Origin of the sequence: Streptomyces sp. NPDC001728 (assembly GCF_040297565.1) — a bacterium.
In the GTDB taxonomy this organism is placed as follows: domain Bacteria; phylum Actinomycetota; class Actinomycetes; order Streptomycetales; family Streptomycetaceae; genus Streptomyces.
Genome location: NZ_JBEOZK010000025.1, coordinates 89447 through 114569, shown reverse-complemented (window position 1 = coordinate 114569; position 25123 = coordinate 89447). Strand labels below are relative to the sequence as shown.

Below are 25123 nucleotides of genomic sequence, written 5' to 3'. Positions count from 1 at the left end.
AGCTTCACCAGGAAGCAGTAGCTGCCGAGCAGCGCGGCCAGCCACCCCACACCAGCCTCACCCGGAAATGGACATCAAGTCGCGAACCGCCCTCTCAGAGATCCTCGGCCGGAGGACCGGCTGCCGGTCAGGTCGTCTCGGCGTCCTGAGGCGAAGGTTCGTCGTCGCGCGGTGCGGCGGGACGGTAGCGGCCCATGCTTCCCATGATCAGAACAGCCCCCAGAGGGCCCATGCCGTAGAGCGAGGGGAAGTCCTTGCCGAATCTGGTGATGAGGAAGGCCGGCCCTGCGAGGGCGAGGATCAGGAAGGGACGCCTGATGACGTGACGCCAGATGATGGCCAGGCGGCGCCGTGCTCCCTGCGCTTCGGTGAGGAGTGTCCAGCCTGACGGTGACATGACGTCAGCGTAGTCGGTGCACCAGCCCTCAGGCAGCTGTGCGTTCACGAGAGGCCCTTGAGGGGACACGGGGATGTCTTGGCCCCGGCCGGCGCGCTCTCAGGCAGCCGCAGCCTTGCGTTTCGCGCCCTGACCCGTACGCCATGTCACGCGCGTGCGTGGTCCTGCCCGCACCAGCGGCCCTCCACGCCGGGACTCGCGCGTGCCTGGCCGTTCGTGGCTCGTGCGCCGCACGCCCGAGGCCCGGTGCCACGGCCGATCTGTTCACGCGGGGTTCGTGTGCGCGCCGTCCCCGGGCGTTAGTCATGGGGCGACGCACCGCCCCCGCCCGGACCCGCCTCGGAGGCTCCTTCATGTCCCCTTCCATATTCGGCAGTTCCCCCGTTCCGCTCACCTCCTCCTCCCCCGCCCGCCGCAACGTGCTGCGCGGTTCGCTGGCCGCCTCCGCCGCGCTCGCTCTCGGCGGAGCCGTTCCCGCCGCTCCGGCGTTCGCTCTGTCGGGGCGGCCCCGCGCCGAGTGGGGTGTGCAGACGGGCGACGTCACGACGTCCTCGGGTCTGGTGTGGGTGCGTTCGGACCGGCCGGCGCGCGTGATCGTCGAGACCTCGGCGACCGACTCGTTCCGGCGGCTGCGCCGTCACCACGGCCCGTTGATCGGCGCGGGCACGGACTTCACCGGCACCACCGCGCTGCGCGGCCTGCCGGCCGGGGAACAGGTCCACTACCGTGTGACGCTCGTCGACCCCGACGACCCGCGCCGGACGGGCGAACCGGTCCTCGGCACCTTCCGGACGGCTCCCGAGCGGCGCCGTGACGGCGTCCGCTTCCTGTGGTCGGGGGACATCGCGGGCCAGGGCTGGGGCATCAACCCGGACATCGGCGGCTTCCGCGCGTACGAGGAGATGCGCCGTCTCGACCCGGACTTCTTCCTGTGCAGCGGCGACTCGATCTACGCCGACGGGGTCGTCCCGCCGAGCGTGATCCTGCCCGACGGGCGGATCTGGCGGAACGTGACGACACCGGAGAAGTCGAAGGTCGCGGAGACGCTCGACGAGTACCGGGGCAACTTCCGGTACAACCTGCTCGATCACAACGTCCGGGCGTTCAACGCGCAGGTGCCGTCGGTGGTGCAGTGGGACGACCACGAGGTGCGCAACAACTGGTACCCGGGCCAGATCCTGGACGACGCGCGGTACACGGAGAAGGACGTGGACGTGCTCGCGTCGCGTGCCCTGCGCGCCTTCGGTGAGTACACGCCCGTTTCCACCCTCCACGCGCGCGGTGACGGGCACGGCGATGGGCACGGCGGCGGGCGCGGGGGCCGGATGCACCGGGTGGTGCGGTACGGGCCGCTGCTCGACGTGTTCGTCCTCGACATGCGCTCGTACCGGAACGCCAACTCGCCCGGTCGGCAGGCCGACGACACCACCGGCATCCTCGGCGCCGAGCAGCTGGCCTGGCTGAAGCGGGAACTGGCCGCGTCCACCGCGGTGTGGAAGGTGCTCGCCGCGGACATGCCGCTCGGTCTGGTCGTGACGGACGGCGCGGCGAACTTCGAGGCCGTCGCGCAGGGCGACCCCGGCGCCCCGCTCGGCCGGGAACTCCAGATCGCGGAGCTGCTGCGGTTCGTCAAGCACCGGCGGATCACCGGCACGCTGTGGCTGACGGCGGACGTCCACTACACCTCGGCGCAGCACTACGCGCCGGAGCGGGCGGCGTTCCAGGACTTCGCGCCCTTCTGGGAGTTCGTGTCGGGACCGCTGGCGGCCGGCGGCTTCCCGGCGAACGCGCTCGACGCGACTTTCGGCCCGGAGCGGGTGTTCGTCCGGGCGCCGGAGCGGGCGAACGTGTCGCCGATGGAGAGCCCGCAGTACTTCGGCGAGGTCGACATCGACGGCCACAGCGGGGAACTGACCGTGCGTCTGCGGGCCGAGGGCGGGACGGTGCTGTTCAGCAAGGTGCTCCAGCCGGGCCGCGTCGGGCAGTAACACCTGGTCGGAGCTGGTACGGAGATGCCGCTCGGGTGATTGTCAGTGCCGGGTCCTAACGTCGTTCCCATGACGCGATCCGTACAGGCACTCGCCTACGTCCGCCCGTCGGCCCTGGAGTCCACGGGCTCCGGCCGACTGCTCGGCCTGGAGACGGCGGGGGGTCTCACGCCCCGGGGGGCCGAGGCCCACCCCCGTTTCTTCTCCGGCTTCCTGGCCGCACCGCGGATCGCCGCGCGCGGGCTGCTCGCGGTGGCCGACGTGGCGGCGGCCCGCTACGACCAGCGGATGCGGCCGGGTTCGCTGGACCCGGTGGTGACGGGGAACGGCGACCGGCTGCGGTTCGAGTCGTTCTCCGGCTGTGGCGGGGTGTACGCGCGCCTGGACGTGCTCGACGAGGGACTCGGCGGTACGGAGACGGGGCACGGCACGACCAACGTCGACGTCAACGACCCGCTGCGCGACGCGCTGTCGCGGATGACCGGGGACGATCCGCTGCATCTGCGGGTGGGCCCCGAGGAGATGGCGGTGACCACCCTCTCCGGCTCGGTCGTGGAGAAGAGGGTCCCGCTGCCGGACCGCTGGCTGCGGGGCTTCGCGGAGGCGCAGGTCGCCTCGGCCCGGTTCGACCTGCGGGCGGAGCTGACCGGGGCGGAGGCCGTCCGGTTCCTGCGGTCCCTGCCGCGCGGCCGGTCCCAGGGGCGCGGCCCGCTGTGGATCGCGCAGTCCGGCCGGACCCTGCGTCCGACGACCCGGCCGGGAGCGGGCGCGGTGTGTCTGCCGGGGCCGGACCGGCTGGCCGCCCTGGAGCGGGTGCTGCGGCACGCGACGGGCCTCCGGGTGTACGGCCCGGTGCCGGACGGCGCCTTCGCCACGGCGAGCGCCTGGGAGGTGACGCTGCCCGGGATGCGGCTGACGCTCACGCTGTCGCCCGACCCCGCGCGGGGGTTCTCCGGCGAGGGCGGGGTCCTGGAGGCCCTCGCGACGGACGAGGCGGCGCAGGACGCCGAGCTGGTCTCGGTCCTCCTGGCCTGGGAGCCGAGGATCGACACGGCCGAACTAGCTGCGCGGGCGGGGCTCACCGTCGACCGGGTGCGCGCGGCGCTGACCCGGCTCGGTACGGCGGGCCGGGTGGGGTACGACGTGGCGGACGCGGCCTACTTCCACCGGGAGCTGCCGTACGACGCGGACCGGGCGGAGCGGCACAACCCGCGCCTGGTGAGTGCCCGCCGGCTGGTCACGGAGGGTGCGGTGGTGCTGGACGGGGACCTGGCGACGGTGGCCTCGGGTGACCGGCGCTACCGGGTGCGGGTGGCGGACGGGGTGATCGCCTGCACCTGTCAGTGGTGGGCGGACCACCGGGGGCGGCGGGGCCCGTGCAAGCACGCGCTCGCGGTCCGGATGGCCCGGCGGGGTGCGGGGGCGGCGGGACCGGTGCCGGGTACGGCTCCGGAAGTGACGCCGGAAGCGATACCGGGCGCGGCGCGATGACGGAGCGCGGGGCGCGGGGCACAGGAAGCACGACAGGCTCGGCAGGCACGACAGGCATGGCAGAAGTGCAGGGGACGGACGAGGTCATGGGGGCAGGGAGAGTCATGGGGGCGGAGGACGTCATGGGGATCGAGAAGCTGATCGAGGCCGTGCGTGAAGGCAAGGCCTTCGAGGTGCCCGAGCTGCTGAAGCCGCTGGGCGCGGCCGAGCGCAAGGTGGCCCTCGCGCGGCTGAAGGAGCTGCGTACCGGGGTGCGTTCCCTGGAGGGGATCCGCCCCAACGACGCGGTCCGGGTCCGGCGCGCGCTGTACGTGGCGGGGGCGGGCTGTCACACGGGGGCGGCAGCGGCGGCGTCCTGGCTCGGCGCCCGTGATCTGATGCCCTGGCGCTCGGAGGGGGCCGCGATGGCGCTCCGGGCGGTCGGAGACCGGACTCCGGAGTGGCTGGCGGAGGTGGCGGGCCGGCTCGCGGCCCGCCCCGCCGTGGCGGAGCAGAGCTACGGGATGATCCGGGGCCTGGTCGAGCGGTCGGGCTGCCCGACGCCCGCGACCGACGGCTACGTCCTCGCCTGGTCGCGGGAGATCGGTACCGTTCGCCGTCACGCGGAGAGGCCCGCGGGGCCGACGCTCCTGGAGCGGCTGAGGCAGGACCCGCAGTCGCCGGTGCTCCTGGTCCACGCCCTGTCGATGCCGGAGACTCCCGAGCAGCTGACCTGGGCGGTCCCGGACGACTCCCCGGAGCACTGGCCCACGGCGGTGGTGGCCCTGGCCGGTGAGGGAGTGCTCGACCGCTCCGGGGTCCTGGACGCCGCCGTCTCCCGGCTGCTGCGGGGCGGCCGGCCCCGTGACCTGAGGTTCCCCATGGAGGTGCTGCGGCTGGTCGCGCCGACCCCGGCGGAGTTCCTGGAGCGGGTCCCGGACCTCGTGGGGATGGCGGCGGACGCGCCGTCGACGGTCGCCGGATACGCGCAGGAGGCCCTGGCGGGGCTTGCGGCCGACGGGGCGCTGCCCGCCTCCGCCCTGGCCGAGATGACGAGTGCGGTGCTCTTCCGTACCGAGAAGAAGCTGGTACGGGCCCAGTTGGCCCTGGTGGGCAAGGTGCTGGCCCGGGAGCCCGGTGCGGCGGACGCGCTGCTGCCCGCCGTGGCGGAGGTCTTCGGGCAGGAGGACACCGATCTCCAGGGGCGGGCGCTGAAGCTGGTGGGCCGCCATCTGCCGGCCGCCGACCCCTCCGTACGGTGTGAACTGGCCGAGCGGGCGGGTGAGCTGAGCCCCACGCACCGGGCGGAGGCCGCCCGGCTGTTCGGGGATGCCCTGGGAGCGCCGGACCTGGGTCCGTACGAGGAGATCCTGCCGCCCCTTCCCGAGCCGCAGCCGCTCGCGCCCCCGGCGACGACGGTCGAGGAGCTGGTGGCCGAGCTGGTGGTGAAGCGCCTCTCCGATGATCCCGTGGCGTTCGAGCGGGCGCTCGACGGGCTGGTACGGCTCGCGCACCGGGACCGGGAGGCCGTGGCGGAGGCGGTACGGGACGCCTTCCCGCAGCCTCGGTGGGAGCAGCAGACCCACTACTTCACGCACGAGACCCATGGGATCCATGTCGTCCTCGCCGGGCTGCTCGGTGTGCTGAACCCGGCTCTGGTCGAATTCCGCCGGACCGCGGGACACGGCGCGGATCCCTGTCTCCACCAGGCCCTTTCGGGGGTCCTCGACGCCCGGCTGTGGGAGGCCGCCGACCTCGTCGGCACGGACTCGCTGCCGTTCCTGCTGGCCACGCCGACCGGACACACCGGGGCGATCGACCCGCTGGTGCTGGTGGAGCGGCTGCGGAAGTACCGGGACGCGGGAGTCGAGCCCGCTCCGGCCGATCTCGCACAGGCCCTGGTCCGGGTGTTGCGGGCCCATCCGACGGCGGTCCGGGCCGCCGAGGAGGCGGCGGCGCTCGAGACACCGGCCGGCCGGCGGCTCTCCGCCTGGCTGTGCCGGGAGACCGTCGGGGCGACCGTACGGTTCCTGCGCCGGGACGAGGACAAGACCCTGCACAGGCTCTGGCCGATGGACCGGATCGTGGTGGAACTCCGCGAGAGCCCCGTGGTGCGGGCGGAGTTCCCGCCCGCCTTCGAGTGGCTGGGGGGCGCCCTGGAGGCGACGCCCCGCCCCTGCCACCACTGGGTGGAGGGCCGCGCCCAGTGGCCCCCGGTGCTGCCGGCCGACCGTGAGGTGCTCGCGGCCTGTCTCCTGCCGACCCTCGCGCACGGCGTCGACGGGGACGCGCGGGGTGCGACCGAACCCCTGACGGCGCTGGCCGAGGCCGATGGCCCAGTGGGCCACGCGGTCCATGTGGTCCTGGCGTTCGGCCTCGGCTTCGGGGACGCGGACGACCGGCTGCGCGCCGTGGACGCGGTGCTCGTGCTGGCGGCGCGGGGCGATCTCGACGCCCGGCGGCTCGGCACGGAACTGGCCCGCTTGGTCGAGGACGCGTCGGTCAAGCCGAACCGGCTGGCGGACGCGGCCCGGACGGCGGCAGCGACCGGCGCCTACGGGACGGTCTGGGCGATACTCGCGGCGATGCTTCCGGAGCTGCTCGCGGCGCCGAAGCCGGTACGGGGTCTCGGCGAGGTCCTCGCGGTCGCCGCCGACTGCGTGGAGCGGTGCGGGGCGCGCGACGAGGTCGCCGGACTCGACGGGCTCGCCTCGGGAAGGGCTTCGACACAGCTGGTGGTGCAGGCCAGACGACTGCTGAGCGCACTCCGTCAGGGGGCCGGTCACCCTCTGACAGAAACGGTCTGAATCGCTCTTTAAGCCACTAGATCGGCGCTTAACCCGTCAGTCACAAAGCGTTCGTGATCACGCAACACCACTGGGTCACAGTGAGGTCATGACCGATGTGACGTCTTCGAAGAGCACCCGACGCCCCCACCACTGGCGGCACGACCTGATCGAGCTCGCCGCCCTGTTCACCGCCGTGGTGGTGGCCGACACGATCGCCAAGACCATCGCCAAGGGTCCCGACGGCCCCTACCTCCTGGTCTTCTCGGCGATCGCGCTGGCCGCCACCGCCGCCTTCCACACCTGGTGGGCACGCAGGCGCGGTCATGCCGACCATGCCCCGCCCGCCGCTCACACCGGCGGGCACTCCGCCGCCTCCCCGTCCCCTTCCGCCGGGTCCGCTGCCTCCGCGGAGAGGCCGGCGGAAGGGGAAGAGACGGAGTCCGAGGGCCCCGTCGAGACCACGCTGTGGCGGATGCGGACCACCGTCGCGGACACCCCGGGCAGCCTCGCCGCGCTGTGCACGACCCTGGCCGGACTGCGCGTGGACATCCTCACCCTCCAGACACATCCGCTCGCCGACGGCACGGTCGACGAGTTCCTGCTGCGCGCCCCCGCCGACCTCTCCGCCCAGGACCTGGCCCGCGAGACGGCGGTGGCCGGCGGCCGGAACACCTGGACCGAACGGGCCGACGCCCACGACCTCGTGGACACCCCCACCCGGGTCCTCGGCCTGGCCACCCGTACCGCCCTCGACGCCGCCGAACTGCCGCTCGCGCTGCGCCAGCTCCTCGGCCGCTGCACGCTCCACTCGGTTCCGGCCGTCTCGCTCACGGGCCGCCCCACCGGCGAGCCCGCCCCCGTCGAAGGGGTCCTGGAGGAGACGGTGATGCGGCTGCGCGACCCCGACGGCGGCACGCACATCGTGGAGCGGCCCTACCTTCCCTTCACCCCGACCGAGTTCGCCCGCGCCCGCGCCCTCGTGGAGCTCGACGCGCGGCTCGGCCCGCGCGTCCCGCGCAGCCAGGACGTACTGACCCTGCCCGAGGGCAACGAGATCACCGTCCGGCGCGCCGACCAGCGCGATCTGCGCGCCGCGCGCGCGATGCACGACCGCTGCTCGGCCCGCACCCTCGGGCTGCGCTACCACGGCCCGGTCGGCGACGCGGACCGGTACCTCGACCATCTGCTCAGTCCCCGCTTCGGCCGCACCCTCGCCGTCCAGACGACCTCCGGCCGTCTCGTCGCCCTCGGCCACCTGCTGTGGGACGGCGACGAGACGGAGGTCGCGCTGATGGTGGAGGACGACTGGCAGCGGCGCGGCATCGGCGCCGAACTCCTCGGCCGGCTCGTGGCCATGGCCGAGGAGGCCGGCTGCGCGAGCGTGTACGCCGTCACCCAGTCGTCCAACACCGGGATGGTGGCCGCGATGCGCGCCCTCAACCTGCCCCTCGACTACCAGATCGAGGAAGGCACGCTGGTGATCACCGCCCGGCTGGCCCCGGCACCTCGGCCGACCGGCCGGCCGCGGCAGGAGCAGCGGAACCGGTAGCGGCGGCGGAAGCGGAGGCCACGGCAAGGGGCTGCTCGGAAGGTGAACAGCTGAGTGCCTGCGTGAGGTCCCGCCACAGGTCCTCGACGTCCTCCAGTCCGACCGACATCCGCAGCAGCCGGTCGCTGACGCCCGCCGAGCGCCGGTCCCCCTCGGCCACGATCCGGTGGCTGATGGAGGCCGGGTGCTGGATCAGGGTGTCGACGCTGCCGAGGCTGACCGCCGGGGTGATCAGCCGGACTCCGGCGATGACGTCGTGCGGGTCGCCGTACACCTCGAAGGCGATCATCGCGCCGCCGATCCGCGGGTAGTGGACCCGCGCGATCCGGGGGTCGGTGGCGAGCCGCCGTACGAGCTCCGCCGCCGTGGCCGACGCCGCCCTGACCCGTACCGGCAGGGTCGAGAGACCGCGCAGCAGCAGATAGCCGGCGAGCGGGTGCAGCACCCCGCCGGTGGCGAAGCGGACCTGCCGCAGGGTGCGGGCGAACTCCTCGTCGCAGGCGACGATCCCGCCCATGACGTCCCCGTGCCCGCCGAGGTACTTGGTCGCGCTGTGCAGCACGATCCGGGCACCCTGCTCGACCGGCCGCTGGAGCACCGGGGTGGCGAAGGTGTTGTCGACCAGGAGCGGCACGGAGCCGCAGGAGTGCGCCAGGGCGCGGATGTCCGCCTCGGCGAGGGTCGGGTTGGCGGGCGACTCGACCATCACCAGGCCGGTGTCGGGCCGGATCGCGTCCGCGATGCCCGCCGGATCGGTCCAGGTCACCTCGGTGCCGAGCAGCCCGGCGTCGAGCAGGTGGTCGCTGCACCCGTACAGGGGGCGGACCGCGACGACATGGCGCAGTCCCTGGCTCGCCCGTGCGAGCAGGACGGCGGTGAGGGCGGCCATGCCGCTGGCGAAGGCGACGGCGGCCTCGGTGCCTTCGAGGCGGGCGAGGGCTTCCTCGAAGCGGGCGACGGTGGGGTTGTCGAGGCGGGCGTAGACGGGCGGCCCGTCGAGCCGCGCGCCGGTGGTGGCGAACTCGTCGATGCGGGCGGCCTCGGCCCGGGCGTCGTACGAGGGGTAGGTGGTGGACAGGTCGAGCGGCGGGGCGTGCAGCCCGAGCGAGGCGAGGTCTTCGCGGCCGGCGTGCACGGCTTCGGTGGCGAGGGCCCTCGGGGTGGCCGAGGGGCCGTAGTCCATGGCGTCCATGGCGGCACTGTGAACGGATACCGGGAAGTAGGGGGGAAAGCCCGTGCTACGTTCGCCGAATGGCTGATTCTGTCGTACTGGACGCGGTCGATCTGCACATTCTTCGCCTCCTGCAGAACGACGCCCGGACCACCTACCGGGAACTCGCCGCCGAGGTCGGGGTGGCCCCCTCGACCTGCCTGGACCGGGTCGCACGGCTGCGGCGCACGGGTGTGATCCTCGGACATCAGCTACGACTGGATCCGGCCAAACTCGGCCGTGGACTGGAAGCGCTGCTCCTCGTCCAGGTCCGCCCGCACCGGCGGGAACTGATCGGCCCGTTCGTCGACCGGATCCGCGCCCTCCCGGAGTCCCGGGCCCTCTTCCATCTGACGGGGCCAGACGACTACTTGGTGCACGTGGCCGTGGCGGACCCCTCCGACCTGCAACGACTCGTGCTCGACGAGTTCACGTCGCGCCGCGAGGTGGCCCGTGTGGAGACCCGGCTGATCTTCCAGCAGTGGGAGTGCGGGCCGCTTCTGCCGCCCTCGGCGGGCCCTTCCTTGTCAGCCGACTGAGGCCGGACGAGGGTGACGCGGGCCCGCCGGAGGCGCCAGGATGACCCCCATGCCAGAGACTTCCAGCAGCCCGCTGCCCCGCCAGGTCGCCGACGACCACGTCGACGCACTCATCGCCCTCGACCCGATCACCGGTACGTACCTGGGAGTCAAGGAGAGCGCCGGACTGCTGCCCGACTTCTCGCCGGCCGGCCAGCGGGCGGTGGCCGACCTCGCCGGCCGTACGCTCGCCCGGCTCGACGAGGCGGAACGCGCCCCGGGCGCGGACGTCCCGGCGGAACGCCGCTGCGCCCGGCTGCTGCGGGAGCGTCTGACGGCCGAACTCGCCGTGCACGAGGCCGAGGAGGCCCTCTGCGCGGTCAGCAACATGCGCTCGCCCGCGCACAGCGTCCGCATCGTCTTCACCGTCATGCCGACGGAGACCGAGGAGGACTGGACGGCGGTGGCGTCCCGGCTCCGGGCGGTCCCGGCCGCCCTCGATGGCTACCGTGCCTCGCTCGCGCTGGGGCTCGAGCGCAAGCTGTTCGGCGGGCCGCGCGCGACCGCCACCTTCGTCGACCAGCTCACCGAGTGGGCGGGTGCCGGGGACGGAAGGCCGGGCTGGTTCGAGGAGTTCGCGGCCACGGGCCCCGCGGATCTGCCGGAGGATCTGCGCGCCGGGCTGGTGAAGGCCGGCCGGGAGGCGACCGAGGCGGTCACGGCGCTGCGGGACTGGATGCGGGACGTGTACGCCCCCGCCGTCGCCGACGCGCCGGACACGGTGGGCCGCGAGCGGTACCAGCGGTGGACCCGCTACTTCAACGGCACGGAACTCGACCTCGACCAGGCGTACGCGTACGGCTGGACCGAGTACCACCGGCTGCTCGGCGAGATGCGGACCGAGGCCGAGCGCATCCTGCCCGGCGCCGGCCCCTGGGAGGCGCTGGCCCATCTCGACGAGCACGGCGCGCACATCGAGGGCGTGGAGGAGGTGCGGGTCTGGCTCCAGAAGCTGATGGACGAGGCCGTCGAGGCGCTCGACGGCACCCACTTCGAACTGGCCGAGCGCGTACGGCGGGTGGAGTCGCGGATCGCCCCGCCCGGCGGCGCCGCGGCCCCGTACTACACCGGTCCGTCCGAGGACTTCTCGCGCCCCGGCCGCACCTGGCTGCCGGTGGACGGCACCACGCGCTTCCCCGAGTACGACCTGGTGTCGACCTGGTACCACGAGGGCGTTCCGGGCCACCACCTCCAGATCGCGCAGTGGGTGCACGTCGCCGACCGGCTCTCCCGCTACCAGGCGACGATCGGCAAGGTCAGCGCGAACATGGAGGGCTGGGCGCTCTACGCGGAGCGTCTGATGGACGAACTCGGCTTCCTGCCGGACGCCGAGCGGCGCCTCGGTTACCTCGACGGCCAGATGATGCGCGCGTGCCGGGTGATCGTGGACATCGGCATGCACCTCGGCCTGGAGATCCCGGCGGACTCGCCGTTCCACCCGGGCGAGCGGTGGACCCCGGAGCTGGCGCAGGAGTTCTTCCAGCGGCACAGCAGCCGTCCGCCGTCGTTCGTGGAGAGCGAGATGACCCGGTATCTGTCGGTGCCGGGGCAGGCCATCGGCTACAAGCTGGGCGAGCGCGCCTGGCTGCTCGGCCGGGCCAACGCGCGGGCCGCGCACGGGGAGGCCTTCGACGCGAAGGCCTGGCACATGGCGGCGCTCTCGCTGGGCCCGCTGGGCCTCGACGACCTGGTCGAGGAGCTTTCCCGGCTCTGAGGACGTGTCCGGCGGGATTCCCGGCCGATCAGTTGATCGGCCGGGGATTCCCCTGCTATTCCTGCTGCATGACCAGCGAGTACACCCCCGACGCCACCGACTGGCGCATCCTCGAAGCCCTCCAGTCCGAGGGCCGCGCCAGCTTCGCCGACCTGGCCCGCACGGTGTCGATGTCGCCGTCCGCCGTGACCGAGCGGGTGCGGCGCCTCGAAGAGGCCGGGGTGATCGCCGGATACACGGCGATCGTCGACCAGGACCGGCTGGGGCTCCCGATCCTCTCCTTCGTACGGCTCCGCTATCCGCACGGCAACTACAAGCCGTTCCACGACCTGATCGACACCACGCCCGAAGTCCTCGAGGCGCACCACGTCACCGGTGACGACTGCTTCGTGCTGAAGGTCGCGGCGCGCTCGATGAGGCACCTGGAGGAGATCACGGGGAAGATCGCCACGCTCGGCGCGGTGACGACCAGTGTGGTCTACTCGTCGCCGCTGCCCCGGCGGTCGCTGAGCCGCTGAGCGTTTCCCCGGCGGGCCCTCAGCCCCCGAGGTCCGCGCCGCCGGTCCGCAGCCGCACCGCCGAGCCCTGCCGTCCCTTGACGACCTCCAGCTGGGCCGGGATACGGCGGCGCAGGTCACCGACGTGGCTGACGATGCCGACGCTTCGGTCGCGCTCGCGCAGCGAGTCGAGGACGTCGAGGACCTCGTCGAGGGTCTGCTCGTCGAGACTTCCGAAGCCCTCGTCGATGAAGAGGGTGTCGAGCCGGATGCCGCCGGCCTCCTCGGTGACCACGTCGGCGAGGCCGAGGGCGAGGGCGAGCGAGGCGAAGAAGGTCTCGCCGCCGGAGAGGGTCGCGGTGTCGCGTTCGTTGCCGGTCCAGGCGTCGACGACGTGCAGACCGAGACCGGCCCGCTTGCCGCCCGCGCGCGCGTCGGAGTGGACCAGGGTGTAACGGCCCGCGGACATCCGCTGGAGGCGGGCGGTCGCGGCGGCGGCGACCTGTTCGAGACGGGCCGCCAGGACGTACGACTCCAGGCGCATCCGGCGCTCGTTCTCGGCGGAGGTACCCGCGGTGAGGGCGGCGAGCCGGGCGACTCGGTCGTACTCCTCGCGCAGCGGCCCGAGGCGGCGGACCTCGGTCACCGCCTGGCGGGAGAGACCGCCGAGGCCGGTGACGCGTTCGCGGGCGGCGGACAGCACGGAATCGGCCTCGCGGAGCGCGCGTTCGGCCGCGGTGTGGGCGGCAGCGGCGGCCCCGGGGTCGGCGGGCGGCAGGCCGGCGGCGACCGCGGTGCCGGGCTCGGCGAGCCGGTCGGCGACCGCCGCCGCCTCGGCCTGCCAGGCGTCCACGCGCCGCTGGTGGTCGCGGCGCTCGCCCTCGCGCAGGAGGGCGGCTGCGGCCTCGGCCGGGGTGGTGAACCCCGCGCGGTAGGCGGCGTCGGCGAGCCGGTCGTCGGCCTCCTTGAGGCGCTGGGCGGCGAGTTCGGCGTCGCGTACGGCTCCGGTGGCGTCGACCAGGAGGGCGATCCGCCGTTCCAGCCGGGTGGCGTGCTCGGCGGCGCTGGCGAACGCCCCGCGCCCCCGGGCGAGTTCCTCCTCCAGTGCGGCCATCTCACCGTCGAGGGCCTCGCGCCGCGAGGTGCGGGCGGCGACCCGGCGTTCGGCCTCCCGCTGCGCGCCGACCCGCCCCTCGTACTCCCGCTCGGCGCGTGCGAGCGCCTCCCGCGCGCTGTGGGTCTGCGCGGCGAGCGCGTGCGCGTCGGCATGACGGCCACTCAACTCCTCGACCTCGCGGGCGAGTTCGTCGACACCGGGTTCGGTCGTGCGCGCGCCGTCCTCCTCGGCCGGGCCGCCCGCCAGGACCTCGGCGCGCGCCGTGGCCCAGGACTCGCGGACGACGGCGAGTTCGCTCTCGGCGGCCGTACGGGTCTCGTCGGCGCGGGCGTAGACCGCGTAGGCGGACTCCTCGGCGGCCCGGTCGACATGGTCGGCGGTGGTGCGGGCGGGAGCCGGGTGGGCGGTGGAGCCGCAGACCTGGCAGGGGTCGCCCGGGGCGAGGGTGATCGCGAGTTCGGCGGCGATGCCCTCCAGACGGCGGGACTTGACGTCCAGCCAGTTCTCGTGGGCGGCGTTCCGCTGCTCCCGGGCCTCCGTGAGGCGCGCCTCGGCGGACCGTGTGTCCCTCGCGAGGGTGTCCCGGCGGCGGGCGGCGGCGAGCCTGCGCCGGGCGGGCTCCAGGCGGCCCGCGAGGTGCTCGGCGCGGGCGGCGGCGTCCCGCGCGGCCTCGACGCGCTCGCCGAGCGCGGTGCGGCGCTGCTCCCAGCCCGCGAGCCAGTGGGCCGCGTCCTGGAGGGCGGCGTCGTCGGCGCGCGCCTCGCGCGTGAGGTGGTCGCGCTCCTCGGCGATCACGGCGGCGCGGCGCTCGGCGCGGCGGGCCGATTCGAGCCCGCCGAGTTCCTCGCGCAGCCGGTGTTCGAGGGCGGTCAGCTGCTCGGCCCCGGCCTCGGCCAGGTCGGGGTGCAGCAGGGCGCGGGCGCGGTCCCTGGCCGAGTGCGCGGCGGCGTGCGCCTGGTCGGCCTCCTGGCGCATTCCCAGCGCGGGGGCCACCCGGTCCGCTCTGAGGCTGCGGTCGAGGGCGGCCTGGAGGTGGTCGCGCTCCGGGGCGTGCGCGGTGAGCCGCTCCTGACGGCGGACGGCGTCGGCGTGCCGTTCCTGGCGGGCGGCGAGGTCGTTCTCGGCGTCGAGCGCGGCGCGCGCCGCGCCCTGGCGGGCCTCGGCCGCGTCGAGCCGCACGCGCGCGATGTCCAGGGCCTCGCGGGCCTCCGTACGGGCGACGGCGGCCCAGCTGAGGACCCCGTCGGCGAGCCCGGGGTCACCGGGTCGCCCCTCCACGGACGTACGGGAGATGCCGAGGCCGCCGGCCGCCTGACCCATGCGGTGGGCGAGGGCGAGCAGCCGCTCGTCCCCGTCCTCCACCTGCTGCTGGGCGGAGCGCCGCAGTTCGGCGAGGCGCTCCTCGACGGCGGCGAAGCGCCGGGTGTCGAAGAGGCGGCCCAGGAGGCGGCCCCGGGCCTCTGCGTCGGCGCGCAGGAAGCGTGCGAAGTCGCCCTGCGGGAGGAGGACGACCTGACAGAACTGGTCGCGGCTCATGCCGACGAGCTGGGTGATCTCCTCGCCCACCTCCTGGTGGGAGCGGCTGAGGCCGGTCCACGCGCGCGTGGCGGGGTCGTACGCGCGCAGCCAGGTCTGGGCCTTCTCGGTGGTGAAGCCGCCGCCGCGCTTCTTGGGGCGCTGCTGGGCCGGGCGCCGGGTGATCTCCAGGCGCCGGTCCCCCACGGTCAGTTCGAGGACGATCTCGGTGGTCGTGCCGACGGGCGCGTGGTCGCTGCGCAGGGACGCCCCGGGGGTCTGGCGGACGCCGGGCACGCTCCCGTACAGGGCGAAGCAGACGGCGTCCAGGACGGAGGTCTTGCCGGCGCCGGTCGGCCCGTGGAGCAGGAACAGCCCGGCGGAGGACAGGGAGTCGAAGTCCACGGTCTGCGTGCCGCCGAAGGGGCCGAACGCGGTGATCTCCAGGCGGTGCAGCCTCACCAGTCCCCCTCGCGCTCGGCCGTGTCGACCCGTACGTCGTCGAAGGCGCCGTACAGCAAGGTCCGTTCGGCGCCGTCGAGGCTCGCGCCGCCGCGCACATGGGCCACGAAGTCCTCCGCGATCTGCTGGTCGGTGCGGTCCCGGAGCCGGGAGGCGTAGGAGGCACCGGGGGTGTCGTCGGTGCGCTCCGGATCGAAGACCAGGTGAAGGGTGTGCGGGAAGCGCTCGGCGAGCCGGGCCATCGGCTCGGCGGGGCGTACGGGGTCGGTGAGCGTGGCCTCGACCCAGGAGTCCTCGTGGGGGGCGAGCGCCGGGTCGGCGAGGAGGTCGTCGAGGTGGCCCCGGATCCGGGCGAGGGGGCGCGGTACGGGGCAGTCGAGGCGTTCGGCACCGATGAGCGCGCCTGTGACGTCACCGTCGGGGGCTTCGGGGCCGTCGTTCGGGCCGAGGTCGATGAGCCACATGGTCTTGCGGTGGTCGGTCTCGGAGAAGGAGTACGCGAGCGGGGAGCCGGAGTAGCGCACGCGCGGGGTGAGGGTCTGGCTGCCGTGCAGGTGGCCGAGCGCGACGTAGTCGACGCCGTCGAAGACATCGGTGGGGACGGCGGCGACCCCGCCGACGGTGATGTCCCGCTCGCTGTCGCTGGCCGCTCCGCCGGCCACGAAGGCATGGGCGAGGACGACGGAGCGGGTGCCCTGGGGCCGGGCGGCGAGGTCGGCGCGGACCCGGTCCATGGCGGCGGCGAGCACGGCCTCGTGACCGGCCTTCGGTGCGCCGAGCTGTTCGCGCACGAGGGCCGGTTCGAGGTAGGGCAGGCCGTAGACGGCGACGTCGCCGTGCGCGTCGGTGAGGACGACGGGGGTGCCGATGCCGGCCGGGTCGGTACGGAGGTGGATCCCGGCCCGTCCGATGAGTCCGGCGCCGACGCCGAGGCGGCGGGCTGAGTCGTGGTTGCCGGAGATCATGACGGTGGGCACACCGGCCTCGGCGAGGCGGTGCAGCGCGGTGTCGAAGAGTTCGACGGCGGGCAGCGGGGGCACGGCCCGGTCGTAGACGTCGCCGGCGACGAGCACGGCGTCGACCTCGTGCTCGTGGACGGTGGCCACGAGGTGGTCGAGGAAGGCGGCCTGGGCGTCGAGGAGGCCGACCCGGTGGAAGGACCGGCCGAGGTGCCAGTCGGAGGTGTGCAGGAGCCTCACGATGCCGTCCCACCCCGCATGTGCGTCGCTCCTCGCCGCCGGTACCCGTCGTGTGCGCCCTCCACGCTATCCCGCCGGGGCGTGTGGTCGGGGCCGCACGGGGAGGGAGGGCCGGGGGTACGGGGCGGGCGGCGCCGGACGGTGTCGAGGGTCACGCCGCCGGGGGGCGACGGGGCTGCGGCGTCCTGCGTCCGGCGATCGGCGCTTCGTGACCGTCACGCGTCCCCGTATGCCTCGCCGCCGAGTTCGAGCGACGCCGCTCCCGCGGTGGCGTCCGCGAGCCAGGCTCGGAAGGCGGGGATGTCGGCGTCCGGGAGGCCGATCTCGATCGTGACCTCCTCGGCGTACCGCACGTCACGGACGGCCCGCCCCGTCGCCCGGAGGTCGTTCTCCAGCTTGCCCGCGCGCTGGTGGTCGACGGTGACGGTGGCGAGCCGGAAGCGCTGCCGGGTCACCGTGCCGAGCGCGTCGATCGCCTCGCCGACGACACCGCCGTAGGCGCGGATGAGGCCGCCCGCGCCGAGTTTCACACCGCCGTAGTACCGGGTGACGACGGCCACGACGTACCGCATCTCGCGGCGCAGGAGCATCTGGAGCATGGGGACGCCCGCCGTGCCTCCGGGCTCCCCGTCGTCGCTCGCCTTCTGGACGGAGGCGTCGGCACCGAGGACGTACGCGAAGCAGTTGTGGGTGGCGGTCGGGTGCTCCTTGCGGACGCGCGCGACGAACTCCTGCGCCTCCCGCTCGTCGGCGACGGGCGCGAGCGCGCAGAGGAAGCGCGAGCGGTTGATCTCGGTCTCGTGCACGCCCTCACGGGCCGGTGTCCGGTACTGCTCCTGCATCCGACCAGCCTACGTTCCGCGGGAGCCGGTGATCTCCGGTGGTCTCGGCAGGCCTGCCTCGGACCGGACCCGAAGAGCCCCGGTGGTCTCGGCAAGCCTGCTTCGGACCGGACCCGAAGAGCCCCGGTGGTCTCAGCAAGCCTGCTTCGGACCGGACCCGAAGAGCCCCGGTGGTCTCGGCAGGCCTGCCTCGGGCCGGACCCGGCGGACGCGACTGACCCGCTCTCCACCGGCCCCGGTGATCCCGGGCGGGCGCCCCAGGCCTACGTTCCGTCGGCCTCGTTCTCCCCGGCCGCCGGTTCGGGTGGGGTCCCGAGCCCCGCGTACGGCAGGGCGCGCAGCGCCAGCGCCCAGCCTAGGCGGGCCTCGCCGGACTCGCTGGAGCGGCCGGTGAGCTCGGCGACGCGGCCGATGCGGTTGAGCACGGTGTTGCGGTGGCAGTACAGCTGCTCGGCGGCGCGGGAGGCCGAACAGCCGTGTTCGAGCCAGACCCGGAGCGTGGTGAGGAGCGCGGCCCGCTCGCCGCCGGTCGCGAGCACCGGACCGAGGTGGACGGTGACGATCCGTTCGGCGATGTCGGTGCGAGCGCTCAGCAGCACCTGGGCGAGCCGGTCGTCAAAAACCGCGACCTCGCCGCTGCCGGCCGGGAGGGTACGGAGGGTCTGTTCGGCCAGCCGCAGGGCGCGCCCGGCCTGGGAGAGGCGCTCGAACTCCGGGGAGACCCCGGCGGTGGCCCCGGTCCGCTCGCGCAGCGCGGCGAGCAACGCGCGCGTGGCCGGGTCCGCCGGGTCGCAAACCCCGCCGGGTCCGACCGCCGACGACCGGCCGGCGGGCGCGTCGCGGCGGGGCAGCCGCACGATGCCGGCGTACCGGCCGGAGCGCGGGCGCCAGAAGGACCACATGCCCTGTGTCTCCAGGACGGGCGCGGGGTGGGGCGGTGCGGCCGGGTCCTGGGCGGCGACCACGACGACGTACCGGTCGGACGCGGGGACGCCGAGCGCGGCGGCGGCGGCCGAGGCGACGGCCGGGTCGTCGGCGCGGCCGTCGAGCAGCGCTTCGAAGAGGGCGACGCGCCGGGTGTCCTGGCGGCTCTGGAGTTCCAGTTGGGCGAGCCGGTAGGCGTCGGCCATCGCGACGGAGTAGCGGTCGATGGTCTCCCAGACGCCGCCGGCCATGTCCAGCTCGATGTCCCGGCTGTCGGACCCGCGCTCCGCGCGGACGCGCAGGTGCTCGGCCATGACCTGCCAGAGGATCCGGCCACCGCGCCGGTAGGCCTGGAGGACGGTGTCGAGGGGTACGCCCTGCTCGGCACGGCGGCGGCCGGTCTCGCGGGCCGCCCACTCGAAGTCGCCGCCGGTCGCTTCGAGGCCGCCGAAGTCCTCCAGGGCGCGCAGCAGGTTGTCGCGGCAGATCGCCCAGAGGTCGTCGCGGGTGACGGGGGCCCCGGAGGCGTACGTACCGGAGTGGGCGTGGATGTCGGCGACGGCGCGGTCCGTGAGCCGGTCGATGTCGGCGAGGATCGCGGTGGCGAGGGTGCGCCGGAGGGCGCCGGAGCCACCGGCACCGCCGAGGGGGGTGTGGCTTCCGCCGGAGCGCGCGCCCGCGCGTGTCGTGGGCGTGGGGGTTCCACCGGAGCGCGCCGTAGCCCGCTCCATGGGGCCGTCGTCCGGGCGGGTCGCCGCGGACTCTCCCGGTGCGGCCGAGCTGTGCGTCATGGCTCGCACCGTAACTCCGGGATTTGGCGAATGCCACGGGTCGGACGCGACGGTGGGGCCGCTGCCCAGCTCGGCGGGCCACATGGTGGGCAGCTGCACATGGCTTCCGGGCGGTGTCACGACGGATTCTGTGCCGTGTCAGCCGTTCGACACCCCGTCGTCAACAGAGTTGTCGACTCCGGCCTTCTGGAGCGTGCCATGTCACTGAGCGTCGCCGGCGTGCTGGGCGAGTCCGCCCGCCACTTCCCCGACCGGATCGCGGTCGTCGAGGGGGCGACCCGGCTCACCTACGGGGAGCTGTGGACGGAGGCGCTGCGGTGTGCGGCCGGGCTGCGCGAGGCGGGGGTGCGGCCGGGCGACCGGCTGGCGGTGCTGCTGCCGAACACGGCGGAGTTCCTCCGCGTGTACTACGGGGCGCTCGCCGCCGGCGCGACCGTGGTGCCGGTGCACGCGCTGCTCGTCGCGGAGGAGGTGCGGTACGTCCTCGAGCACAGCGGCGCGGTGGGGATCGTGAGCGGCGGCCCGCTGTGGGCGGTGGCCGACGAGGCGGCGCGGGCCGCCGGGGTGCGCGCGTTCCAGGGCGCGCCGTCGGCGGCGGAGCCGCTGGCCGCGCCGGAGCCCGCGGAGCCCGCGGACCCGGCGGTGATCCTCTACACGAGCGGCACCACGGGCCGTCCGAAGGGGGCGCTGCTCACCCATCTCAACATCGTCATGAACGCGGCCGTGACCTCGCAGGACCTCCTCGGTCTCGGCGCCGGGGACGTGGTCCTCGGCTGTCTGCCGCTCTTCCACAGCTACGGCCAGACCTGCGCGATGAACGGGACGCTCCGCCAGGGCGCGACTCTGGTGCTCATGCCCCGGTTCAGCGGCCCGGCCGCGCTGCGCGTGCTGGCCGACGAGGGCGTGACGGTCTTCATGGGCGTGCCGACGATGTACCACGCGCTGGTGGAGGCGGCAGCCGGTTCCGAGCTGCGTCCCGAGGCCCTGCGCGCCGCCGTCTCGGGCGGTGCGGCGCTGCCGGTCGCCGTCCTCGAGCGCTTCGAGGAGACCTTCCGCGCGCAGGTCCTCGAGGGGTACGGACTGACGGAGACCTCGCCGGTCGCCACCTTCAACCAGCCGCATCTGGGCCGGCGCCCTGGCACCGTCGGGCACCCGGTGTGGGGCGTCGAGGTGGGCATCGCGGACGCGGCCGTCGACCGGGAGATCGTGCCGCTCGCGGACGGGGAGGTCGGGGAGGTCGTGGTGCGCGGGCACAACGTCTTCGCCGGGTACCTGAACGACCCGGAGGCGACGGCGGCGGCGGTCGTGGACGGCTGGTTCCGTACGGGTGACCTGGGCGTACGTGACGAGGACGGCTTCCTGCGGATCGTCGACCGCAAGAAGGACCTGGTCATCCGGAGCGGCTTCAACATCTACCCGCGCGAGGTCGAGGAGGTGCTCGTACGCCACCCTTCGGTCTCGGAGGTCGCGGTGATCGGCGTCCCCGACGAGGCGAAGGGCGAGGAGGTGTGCGCGGTGGTGGTACGCAGGGAGGGCGCGGCCCCGCTGTCCGAGGAGGAGCTCGTGGACTGGTCGCGGGAGCGCCTCGGGCGCCACAAGTACCCCCGGATCGTGCGCTTCGTCGAGGAACTGCCGCTGGGCCCGACGGGCAAGGTCCTCAAGCGCGCGCTGGTGGGGAACGCGTAGTCACGGAGTCGGGCCAGGCGCGCGCGTGGCCCGGGAAGACCCCGGCCGGGAGAATCCGGTCGGTGGGGAGCGACCGGCGGGGCGGTCGGGGAGAAGGGGTTGCGGCGATGTCGGAGAGCGGTGGGCTCGGTCCTGAGGTCCGGACGCGGGACGGGGCCCTGCGGGGCTCCCTGAAAGACGGGGTGGCCGCCTTCCTCGGTGTGCCGTATGCGCGGGCGCCCGTGGGCCCGCTGCGGTTCCGGGCGCCGGAGCCGGCCGAGCCGTGGGACGGGATCCGGGAGGCCACCGCCTTCGGCCCGACGGCGCCGAAGCGCCCGTACGCCCCGCCGCTCGACGCCCTCCTGCCGGACCCGGAGGTCGCGGGCGAGGCCTGCCTCAACCTGAACGTCTGGGCGCCGTGGCCTACGGCCGGGGGCGCGGAGCCGCGCGACGACGGTGGCCGGGGTGACCTCGTGAGTCCCGCCCGCCGGCCCGTCATGGTCTGGATCCACGGCGGTTCCCTCGTCCACGGTTCCTCCGCGGTCCCCGTCTACGACGGCACCGCCTTCGCCCGGGACGGGGTGGTGCTCGTCTCCGTCAACTACCGGCTCGGCATGGAGGGTTTCGGGGTGCTCCCGGACGCCCCGGCCAATCTCGGTCTCCGCGACCAGATCGCCGCGCTCGGCTGGGTCCGGGACAACATCGGGGCCTTCGGCGGGGACCCGGAGCGGGTGACGGTGTTCGGCGAGTCGGCGGGCGCGATCTCGATCGCCGCGCTGCTGGCCTCGCCGCTCGCCGAGGGCCTCTTCCGGCGGGCGGTCGTGCAGAGCGGGGCGCCGATGGCCCTGCCGCTCGCCGAGGCCCGCCGGACCACCGAGGCGGTGGCCGCGCGGCTCAAGGTGCCGGCCACGGCGGAGGCCATCGCGCGCGTGGACCGGGACAGGCTGCTGGCCGCGCAGACGGAGGTGACCGGCAAGGGGTCGCCGCTGTCCGGCGGGAAGTCCTTCCAGATCGCCGTCGACGGAGAGGTCGTCCCCCGCGACCCGGCGCGGGCGCTCGCGGACGGGGCCTCCGCGGACGTGGACCTGCTGATGGGCACGACCACCGAGGAGTACCGGCTGTGGTTCGTGCCGAGCGGGGTCACGGACCGGGTGGGCCCCTGGGTCCAGCGGCTGCTGCTGTGGAAGGCGAAGGTGCCGTCGGGCACGGCCCGGGTGTACCGCGCGGGGCGTCCGCGGGAGAAGCCGGGCGAGGTGCTCGGCGCACTGGCCACGGACAAGCTGCTGCGCATCCCGCTGAACCGGCTCGCGGACGCCCGGCTCCGTACCGGCGCTCCCGGCGGAACGTATCTGTACGAGTTCGGCTGGCGCTCCCCCGTCCTGGACCTCGGCGCCTGTCACGCGCTCGAACTCGGCTTCGTCTTCGCCACGCTCGGCCTGCCGGAGACGCGCGCCCTGACGGGCCCGGACGCGCCCGGGGAGCTGGCGTCGGCGATGCACGCGGCCTGGGTGGCGTTCGCCTCGACCGGCGACCCGGGCTGGCGCGGGTGGGACGCGGCGCGGCCGGTGATGACCTTCGGTCCGGGTCTTCCGTCCCTGGTGGAGGGCCCGCGGGAGGCCGAAAGGCTCGCCTGGGAGGTATGAGGCCGGGGTGGGAATCAGGGCGGGGGGCGGCTCGTTGACCGGAGTGGACGAGCCGCGCCGAGGAAAGGCAGCACCAGCGATGAGCGTCGACATCACGACCACGGGGACCGGCGGGAACACGGGGAGCGACGATCCGGCCGGCTACTCCGCTGCGGAGGCGGTACGGCGGATCCTGACGTCCACGGGCGACATCTGGGCGGTGGTGGGCCTCTCGTCGAACACCGCGCGCGCGGCGTACGGCGTGGCGGCCGTCCTCCAGCGCTTCGGGAAGCGGATCGTGCCGGTCCACCCGAAGGCGGAGACGGTCCACGGCGAGCGGGGTTACGCGACCCTCGCCGACATCCCGTTCCCGGTGGACGTCGTCGACGTGTTCGTGAACGCCGAGCAGGCGGGGGCGGTCGCCGACGAGGCGGTCGCGATCGGGGCCAAGGCTGTCTGGTTCCAGCTGGACGTCATCGACGAGGCCGCCTTCGAGCGCACCCGCGCGGCGGGCCTGGACATGGTCATGGACCGCTGCCCCGCCATCGAGATCCCGCGCCTGGGCTGAGCCGGTGCGGGCCGCCGTGGCAGCTCCCGCGTCCCGGTCGGCGGTGTTCAGCCGACCGGGACGCCCAGGCCCTCCAGGACGACCGCGCCCGGCAGTTGGGCGAAGGCCTTACCCGGGAGGATGAGCTTGCCGCGGCGGCGCCCGCTGCCGATCAGGACCCAGTCGGTGTCGACGACGGCGGCGTCCACGAGGAGCGGCCAGGAGTCCGGGAGCCCGATCGGCGTGATGCCGCCGTACTCCATGCCGGTCTCGCCGGTCGCGATGTCCATCGGGGCGAACGAGGCCTTGCGCGCGCCGAGACGCTTGCGTACGACCCCGTTGACGTCGACCCGCGTCGCCGACTTCACGACGCACGCCGCCAGGGTGGTGGTCTCGCCGCGCCTGCCCGCGACGACCACGCAGTTCGCGGACGCGTCCAGCAGTTCGGAGCCGTGGTGCTCGACGAACGCGGCGGTGTCGGCGATGGCCGGGTCGGTGTCCACGTACAGCAGCTGATCGGCCGGTACGGGGCCGGTCCAGAGGCGGACGGCGGCGGCGACGGGCCCGGTCAGCAGGTCGAGGCGGTCGGGGGCGGGCCGGGCGTCGTCGAAGGCTCCGATGGGTGCGCGCATGCGCGTCACGCTAGCAACGCCGCCCCGCGCCCGGGTGGTCGTCTCAGCGTACGGGCGGGATGGAGACGGCCATCGTCATCTCGGCGGGGTCGGCTCCGTCGTTGCGGTAGGCGTGCGTCGTGTTGGCCTCGAAGACGGCGGACGTGCCCGCGGGCAGGGTGTGTTCCTCGCCGTCCACGACGAGGGTGAGGACGCCGGCGGTCACGCTCAGGAGTTCGACCGTGCCGTCGGGATGCGGGTCGGAGGCGCTGCCGTCGCCCGGCATGAGCCTCCAGGACCACAGCTCCAGGGGGCCGCGGGCCTCGGTGCCGACGAGCAGGGTGGTGTGGCTGCCGGTGGAGGTGGACCACATGCGGACGGCCTGGTCCGGCGGGACGAGCCGGACCTGGGGGCCCTGCTCGTAGTCGAGGAGGGTCGTGATGGAGACGCCGAGGGCGTCGGCCAGCTTCACGGTGGTGCCGACGCTGGGGTTCGTGCGGGCCTGTTCGATCTGGATGATCATGCCGCGGCTGACGCCCGACCTCGCGGCGAGGGCGTCCAGGGTGAGTCCCCGCTCCTTGCGCCAGCGCTTCAGGTTCCGGGCGAGCGACTGCGTGAGCTGGTCGAGGTCCGACACATTCCGTCCAATATTTTGGATGACAGAGTTCAATACAGTGAACTACGGTGAGGTGTACCCCATGGTTCACTGCACTGTACTGCCGTCCGTCACCGCGAGGCCTCATGACCGCCCTGTTCGCCCTGGCCACCAGCCTGCTGTGGGGCCTCGCCGACTTCGGCGGCGGTCTGCTGACCCGCCGCATCCCCGCACTCACCGTCGTCGTGGCCTCCCAGGCCCTCGCCGTCCTCGTCCTCGGCGCCGTCATCCTCACGACCGGCGCCTGGACCGAGGCCGGCCCCCAGCTCTGGTACGCGGTCGCGGCGGGCGTCGTGGGCCCGGCGGCCATGCTCGCCTTCTACAAGGCGCTCGCGCTCGGCCCCATGGGAGTGGTCTCCCCGCTCGGCTCACTCGGCGTGGTCGTCCCCGTCTCGGTGGGGCTGCTCGTCGGTGACCGGCCGGGGCTCGCGCAGTTCGCCGGGATCGCGGTGGCGATTCTCGGCGTGGTCCTCGCCGGCGGCCCCGAGCTGCGCGGCGCGCCCGTACAGCGCCAGGCGGTCCTGCTCACCCTGGTCGCGGCCTTCGGCTTCGGCTCGGTCATGGCCCTGATCGCCGAGGCCTCCACGACCGTCACCGGCCTGTTCCTCGCCCTGTTCGTCCAGCGGGTCACCAACGTCCTGGTGGGCGGCGGCGCCCTGTACGCCTCGGTGCGGCGCGGCGGCCGGGCGGTCCCGGAGGACGGCCCCCGGGTCATCCGCGCGGCGCTCCCGGCCCTCGCCTTCGTCGGCCTCGCGGACGTCGCCGCCAACGGCACGTACGCCATCGCGGCCCAGCACGGGCCGGTCACCGTCGCGGCCGTTCTCGCCAGCCTCTACCCGGTGGTGACGGCCCTCGCGGCCTTCGGCGTCCTCAAGGAACGCCTCCGCGCGATCCAGGCGGCGGGCGCGGGCCTCGCCCTCGTCGGCACGGTCCTGCTGGCCACCGGCTGAGGCCCGTACGGGAATCGCACCGGCCCCCACC

At 74.3% G+C, this 25123-nt stretch carries 19 protein-coding genes; 11 read left to right on the top strand and 8 right to left on the bottom strand.

The window, feature by feature from the left end; all coding sequences use genetic code 11:
* Window positions 1-127 precede the first annotated feature (127 nt).
* Window positions 128-397 carry a hypothetical protein gene (locus ABT154_RS29650; RefSeq protein ID WP_351860820.1) on the bottom strand — a complete coding sequence of 90 codons (270 nt, stop codon included), beginning with the start codon at window positions 395-397 and terminating at the stop codon, window positions 128-130.
* Between the two features lie 353 nt (window positions 398-750).
* On the opposite strand from ABT154_RS29650, the gene ABT154_RS29645 reads away from it, so the two are divergent.
* The 4 genes from ABT154_RS29645 (at window position 751) to ABT154_RS29630 (ending at window position 8193) form a co-directional block, all read left to right on the top strand.
* Complete coding sequence (locus tag ABT154_RS29645) at window positions 751-2385, top strand: alkaline phosphatase D family protein (protein ID WP_351860818.1); 1635 nt, start codon at window positions 751-753, stop codon at window positions 2383-2385.
* A 69-nt stretch (window positions 2386-2454) separates the two neighbouring features.
* Complete coding sequence (locus ABT154_RS29640) at window positions 2455-3876, top strand: SWIM zinc finger family protein (RefSeq protein WP_351860816.1); 1422 nt, start codon at window positions 2455-2457, stop codon at window positions 3874-3876.
* Between the two features lie 56 nt (window positions 3877-3932).
* A complete protein-coding gene (locus tag ABT154_RS29635; protein ID WP_351860815.1) occupies window positions 3933-6662 on the top strand; it encodes a DUF7824 domain-containing protein in 2730 nt (909 codons plus the stop codon).
* Between the two features lie 88 nt (window positions 6663-6750).
* A complete protein-coding gene (locus ABT154_RS29630; protein ID WP_351860813.1) occupies window positions 6751-8193 on the top strand; it encodes a GNAT family N-acetyltransferase in 1443 nt (480 codons plus the stop codon).
* Here ABT154_RS29630 and ABT154_RS29625 read toward each other — a convergent pair.
* The gene (locus tag ABT154_RS29625) at window positions 8126-9385 is read right to left on the bottom strand and encodes a trans-sulfuration enzyme family protein (protein ID WP_351860812.1); all 1260 of its coding nucleotides are present in this window, start codon (window positions 9383-9385) and stop codon (window positions 8126-8128) included. The genes ABT154_RS29630 and ABT154_RS29625 overlap by 68 nt on opposite strands.
* 59 nt (window positions 9386-9444) lie before the next feature.
* Here ABT154_RS29625 and ABT154_RS29620 point away from each other — a divergent pair, with 59 nt between their 5' ends.
* From ABT154_RS29620 to ABT154_RS29610, 3 genes are all read left to right on the top strand, one after another.
* Complete coding sequence (locus ABT154_RS29620; protein ID WP_073816058.1) at window positions 9445-9942, top strand: Lrp/AsnC family transcriptional regulator; 498 nt, start codon at window positions 9445-9447, stop codon at window positions 9940-9942.
* Window positions 9943-9991: 49 nt separating this feature from the next.
* On the top strand, window positions 9992-11695 hold the full coding sequence (locus ABT154_RS29615) for a DUF885 domain-containing protein (RefSeq protein ID WP_351860810.1): 1704 nt from the start codon (window positions 9992-9994) through the stop codon (window positions 11693-11695).
* 68 nt (window positions 11696-11763) lie between these two features.
* Window positions 11764-12213, top strand: a complete 450-nt coding sequence (locus ABT154_RS29610; RefSeq protein ID WP_351860808.1) for an Lrp/AsnC family transcriptional regulator — start codon at window positions 11764-11766, stop codon at window positions 12211-12213.
* 19 nt (window positions 12214-12232) lie between these two features.
* Here ABT154_RS29610 and ABT154_RS29605 read toward each other — a convergent pair whose 3' ends face one another.
* The 4 genes from ABT154_RS29605 to ABT154_RS29590 form a co-directional block, all read right to left on the bottom strand.
* Window positions 12233-15286 (bottom strand): AAA family ATPase, encoded by a 3054-nt coding sequence (locus ABT154_RS29605; RefSeq protein WP_351860806.1) that lies wholly within the window; start codon window positions 15284-15286, stop codon window positions 12233-12235.
* The gene (locus ABT154_RS29600) at window positions 15283-16485 is read right to left on the bottom strand and encodes an exonuclease SbcCD subunit D (RefSeq protein WP_351860804.1); all 1203 of its coding nucleotides are present in this window, start codon (window positions 16483-16485) and stop codon (window positions 15283-15285) included. Before ABT154_RS29600 ends, ABT154_RS29605 begins: the two co-directional genes overlap by 4 nt.
* Window positions 16486-16700: 215 nt before the next feature.
* Window positions 16701-17327 carry a YigZ family protein gene (locus tag ABT154_RS29595; protein WP_351860803.1) on the bottom strand — a complete coding sequence of 209 codons (627 nt, stop codon included), beginning with the start codon at window positions 17325-17327 and terminating at the stop codon, window positions 16701-16703.
* 263 nt (window positions 17328-17590) lie between these two features.
* Window positions 17591-19042, bottom strand: a complete 1452-nt coding sequence (locus ABT154_RS29590) for a PucR family transcriptional regulator (protein ID WP_351860801.1) — start codon at window positions 19040-19042, stop codon at window positions 17591-17593.
* A gap of 198 nt (window positions 19043-19240) precedes the next feature.
* Here ABT154_RS29590 and ABT154_RS29585 point away from each other — a divergent pair, with 198 nt between their 5' ends.
* From ABT154_RS29585 to ABT154_RS29575, 3 genes are all read left to right on the top strand, one after another.
* Window positions 19241-20728, top strand: a complete 1488-nt coding sequence (locus ABT154_RS29585; RefSeq protein WP_351860799.1) for a long-chain-fatty-acid--CoA ligase — start codon at window positions 19241-19243, stop codon at window positions 20726-20728.
* Window positions 20729-20835: 107 nt separating this feature from the next.
* Window positions 20836-22350: a carboxylesterase/lipase family protein gene (locus ABT154_RS29580; RefSeq protein ID WP_351860797.1), complete on the top strand. Its 1515-nt coding sequence runs from the start codon at window positions 20836-20838 to the stop codon at window positions 22348-22350.
* 79 nt (window positions 22351-22429) lie between these two features.
* Entirely contained in the window at window positions 22430-22897 is a 468-nt protein-coding gene (locus ABT154_RS29575; RefSeq protein WP_351860795.1) for a CoA-binding protein, read from the top strand.
* 47 nt (window positions 22898-22944) lie between these two features.
* On the opposite strand, the gene ABT154_RS29570 is transcribed toward ABT154_RS29575, so the two are convergent.
* The gene (locus ABT154_RS29570; protein WP_351860794.1) at window positions 22945-23508 is read right to left on the bottom strand and encodes a YbaK/EbsC family protein; all 564 of its coding nucleotides are present in this window, start codon (window positions 23506-23508) and stop codon (window positions 22945-22947) included.
* 43 nt (window positions 23509-23551) lie between these two features.
* Window positions 23552-24124 carry a helix-turn-helix domain-containing protein gene (locus tag ABT154_RS29565; protein WP_351860792.1) on the bottom strand — a complete coding sequence of 191 codons (573 nt, stop codon included), beginning with the start codon at window positions 24122-24124 and terminating at the stop codon, window positions 23552-23554.
* Window positions 24125-24228: 104 nt separating this feature from the next.
* Between ABT154_RS29565 and ABT154_RS29560 the strand changes: the two genes are divergently transcribed.
* Window positions 24229-25092, top strand: a complete 864-nt coding sequence (locus ABT154_RS29560; protein ID WP_351860790.1) for an EamA family transporter — start codon at window positions 24229-24231, stop codon at window positions 25090-25092.
* Window positions 25093-25123: the final 31 nt, after the last annotated feature.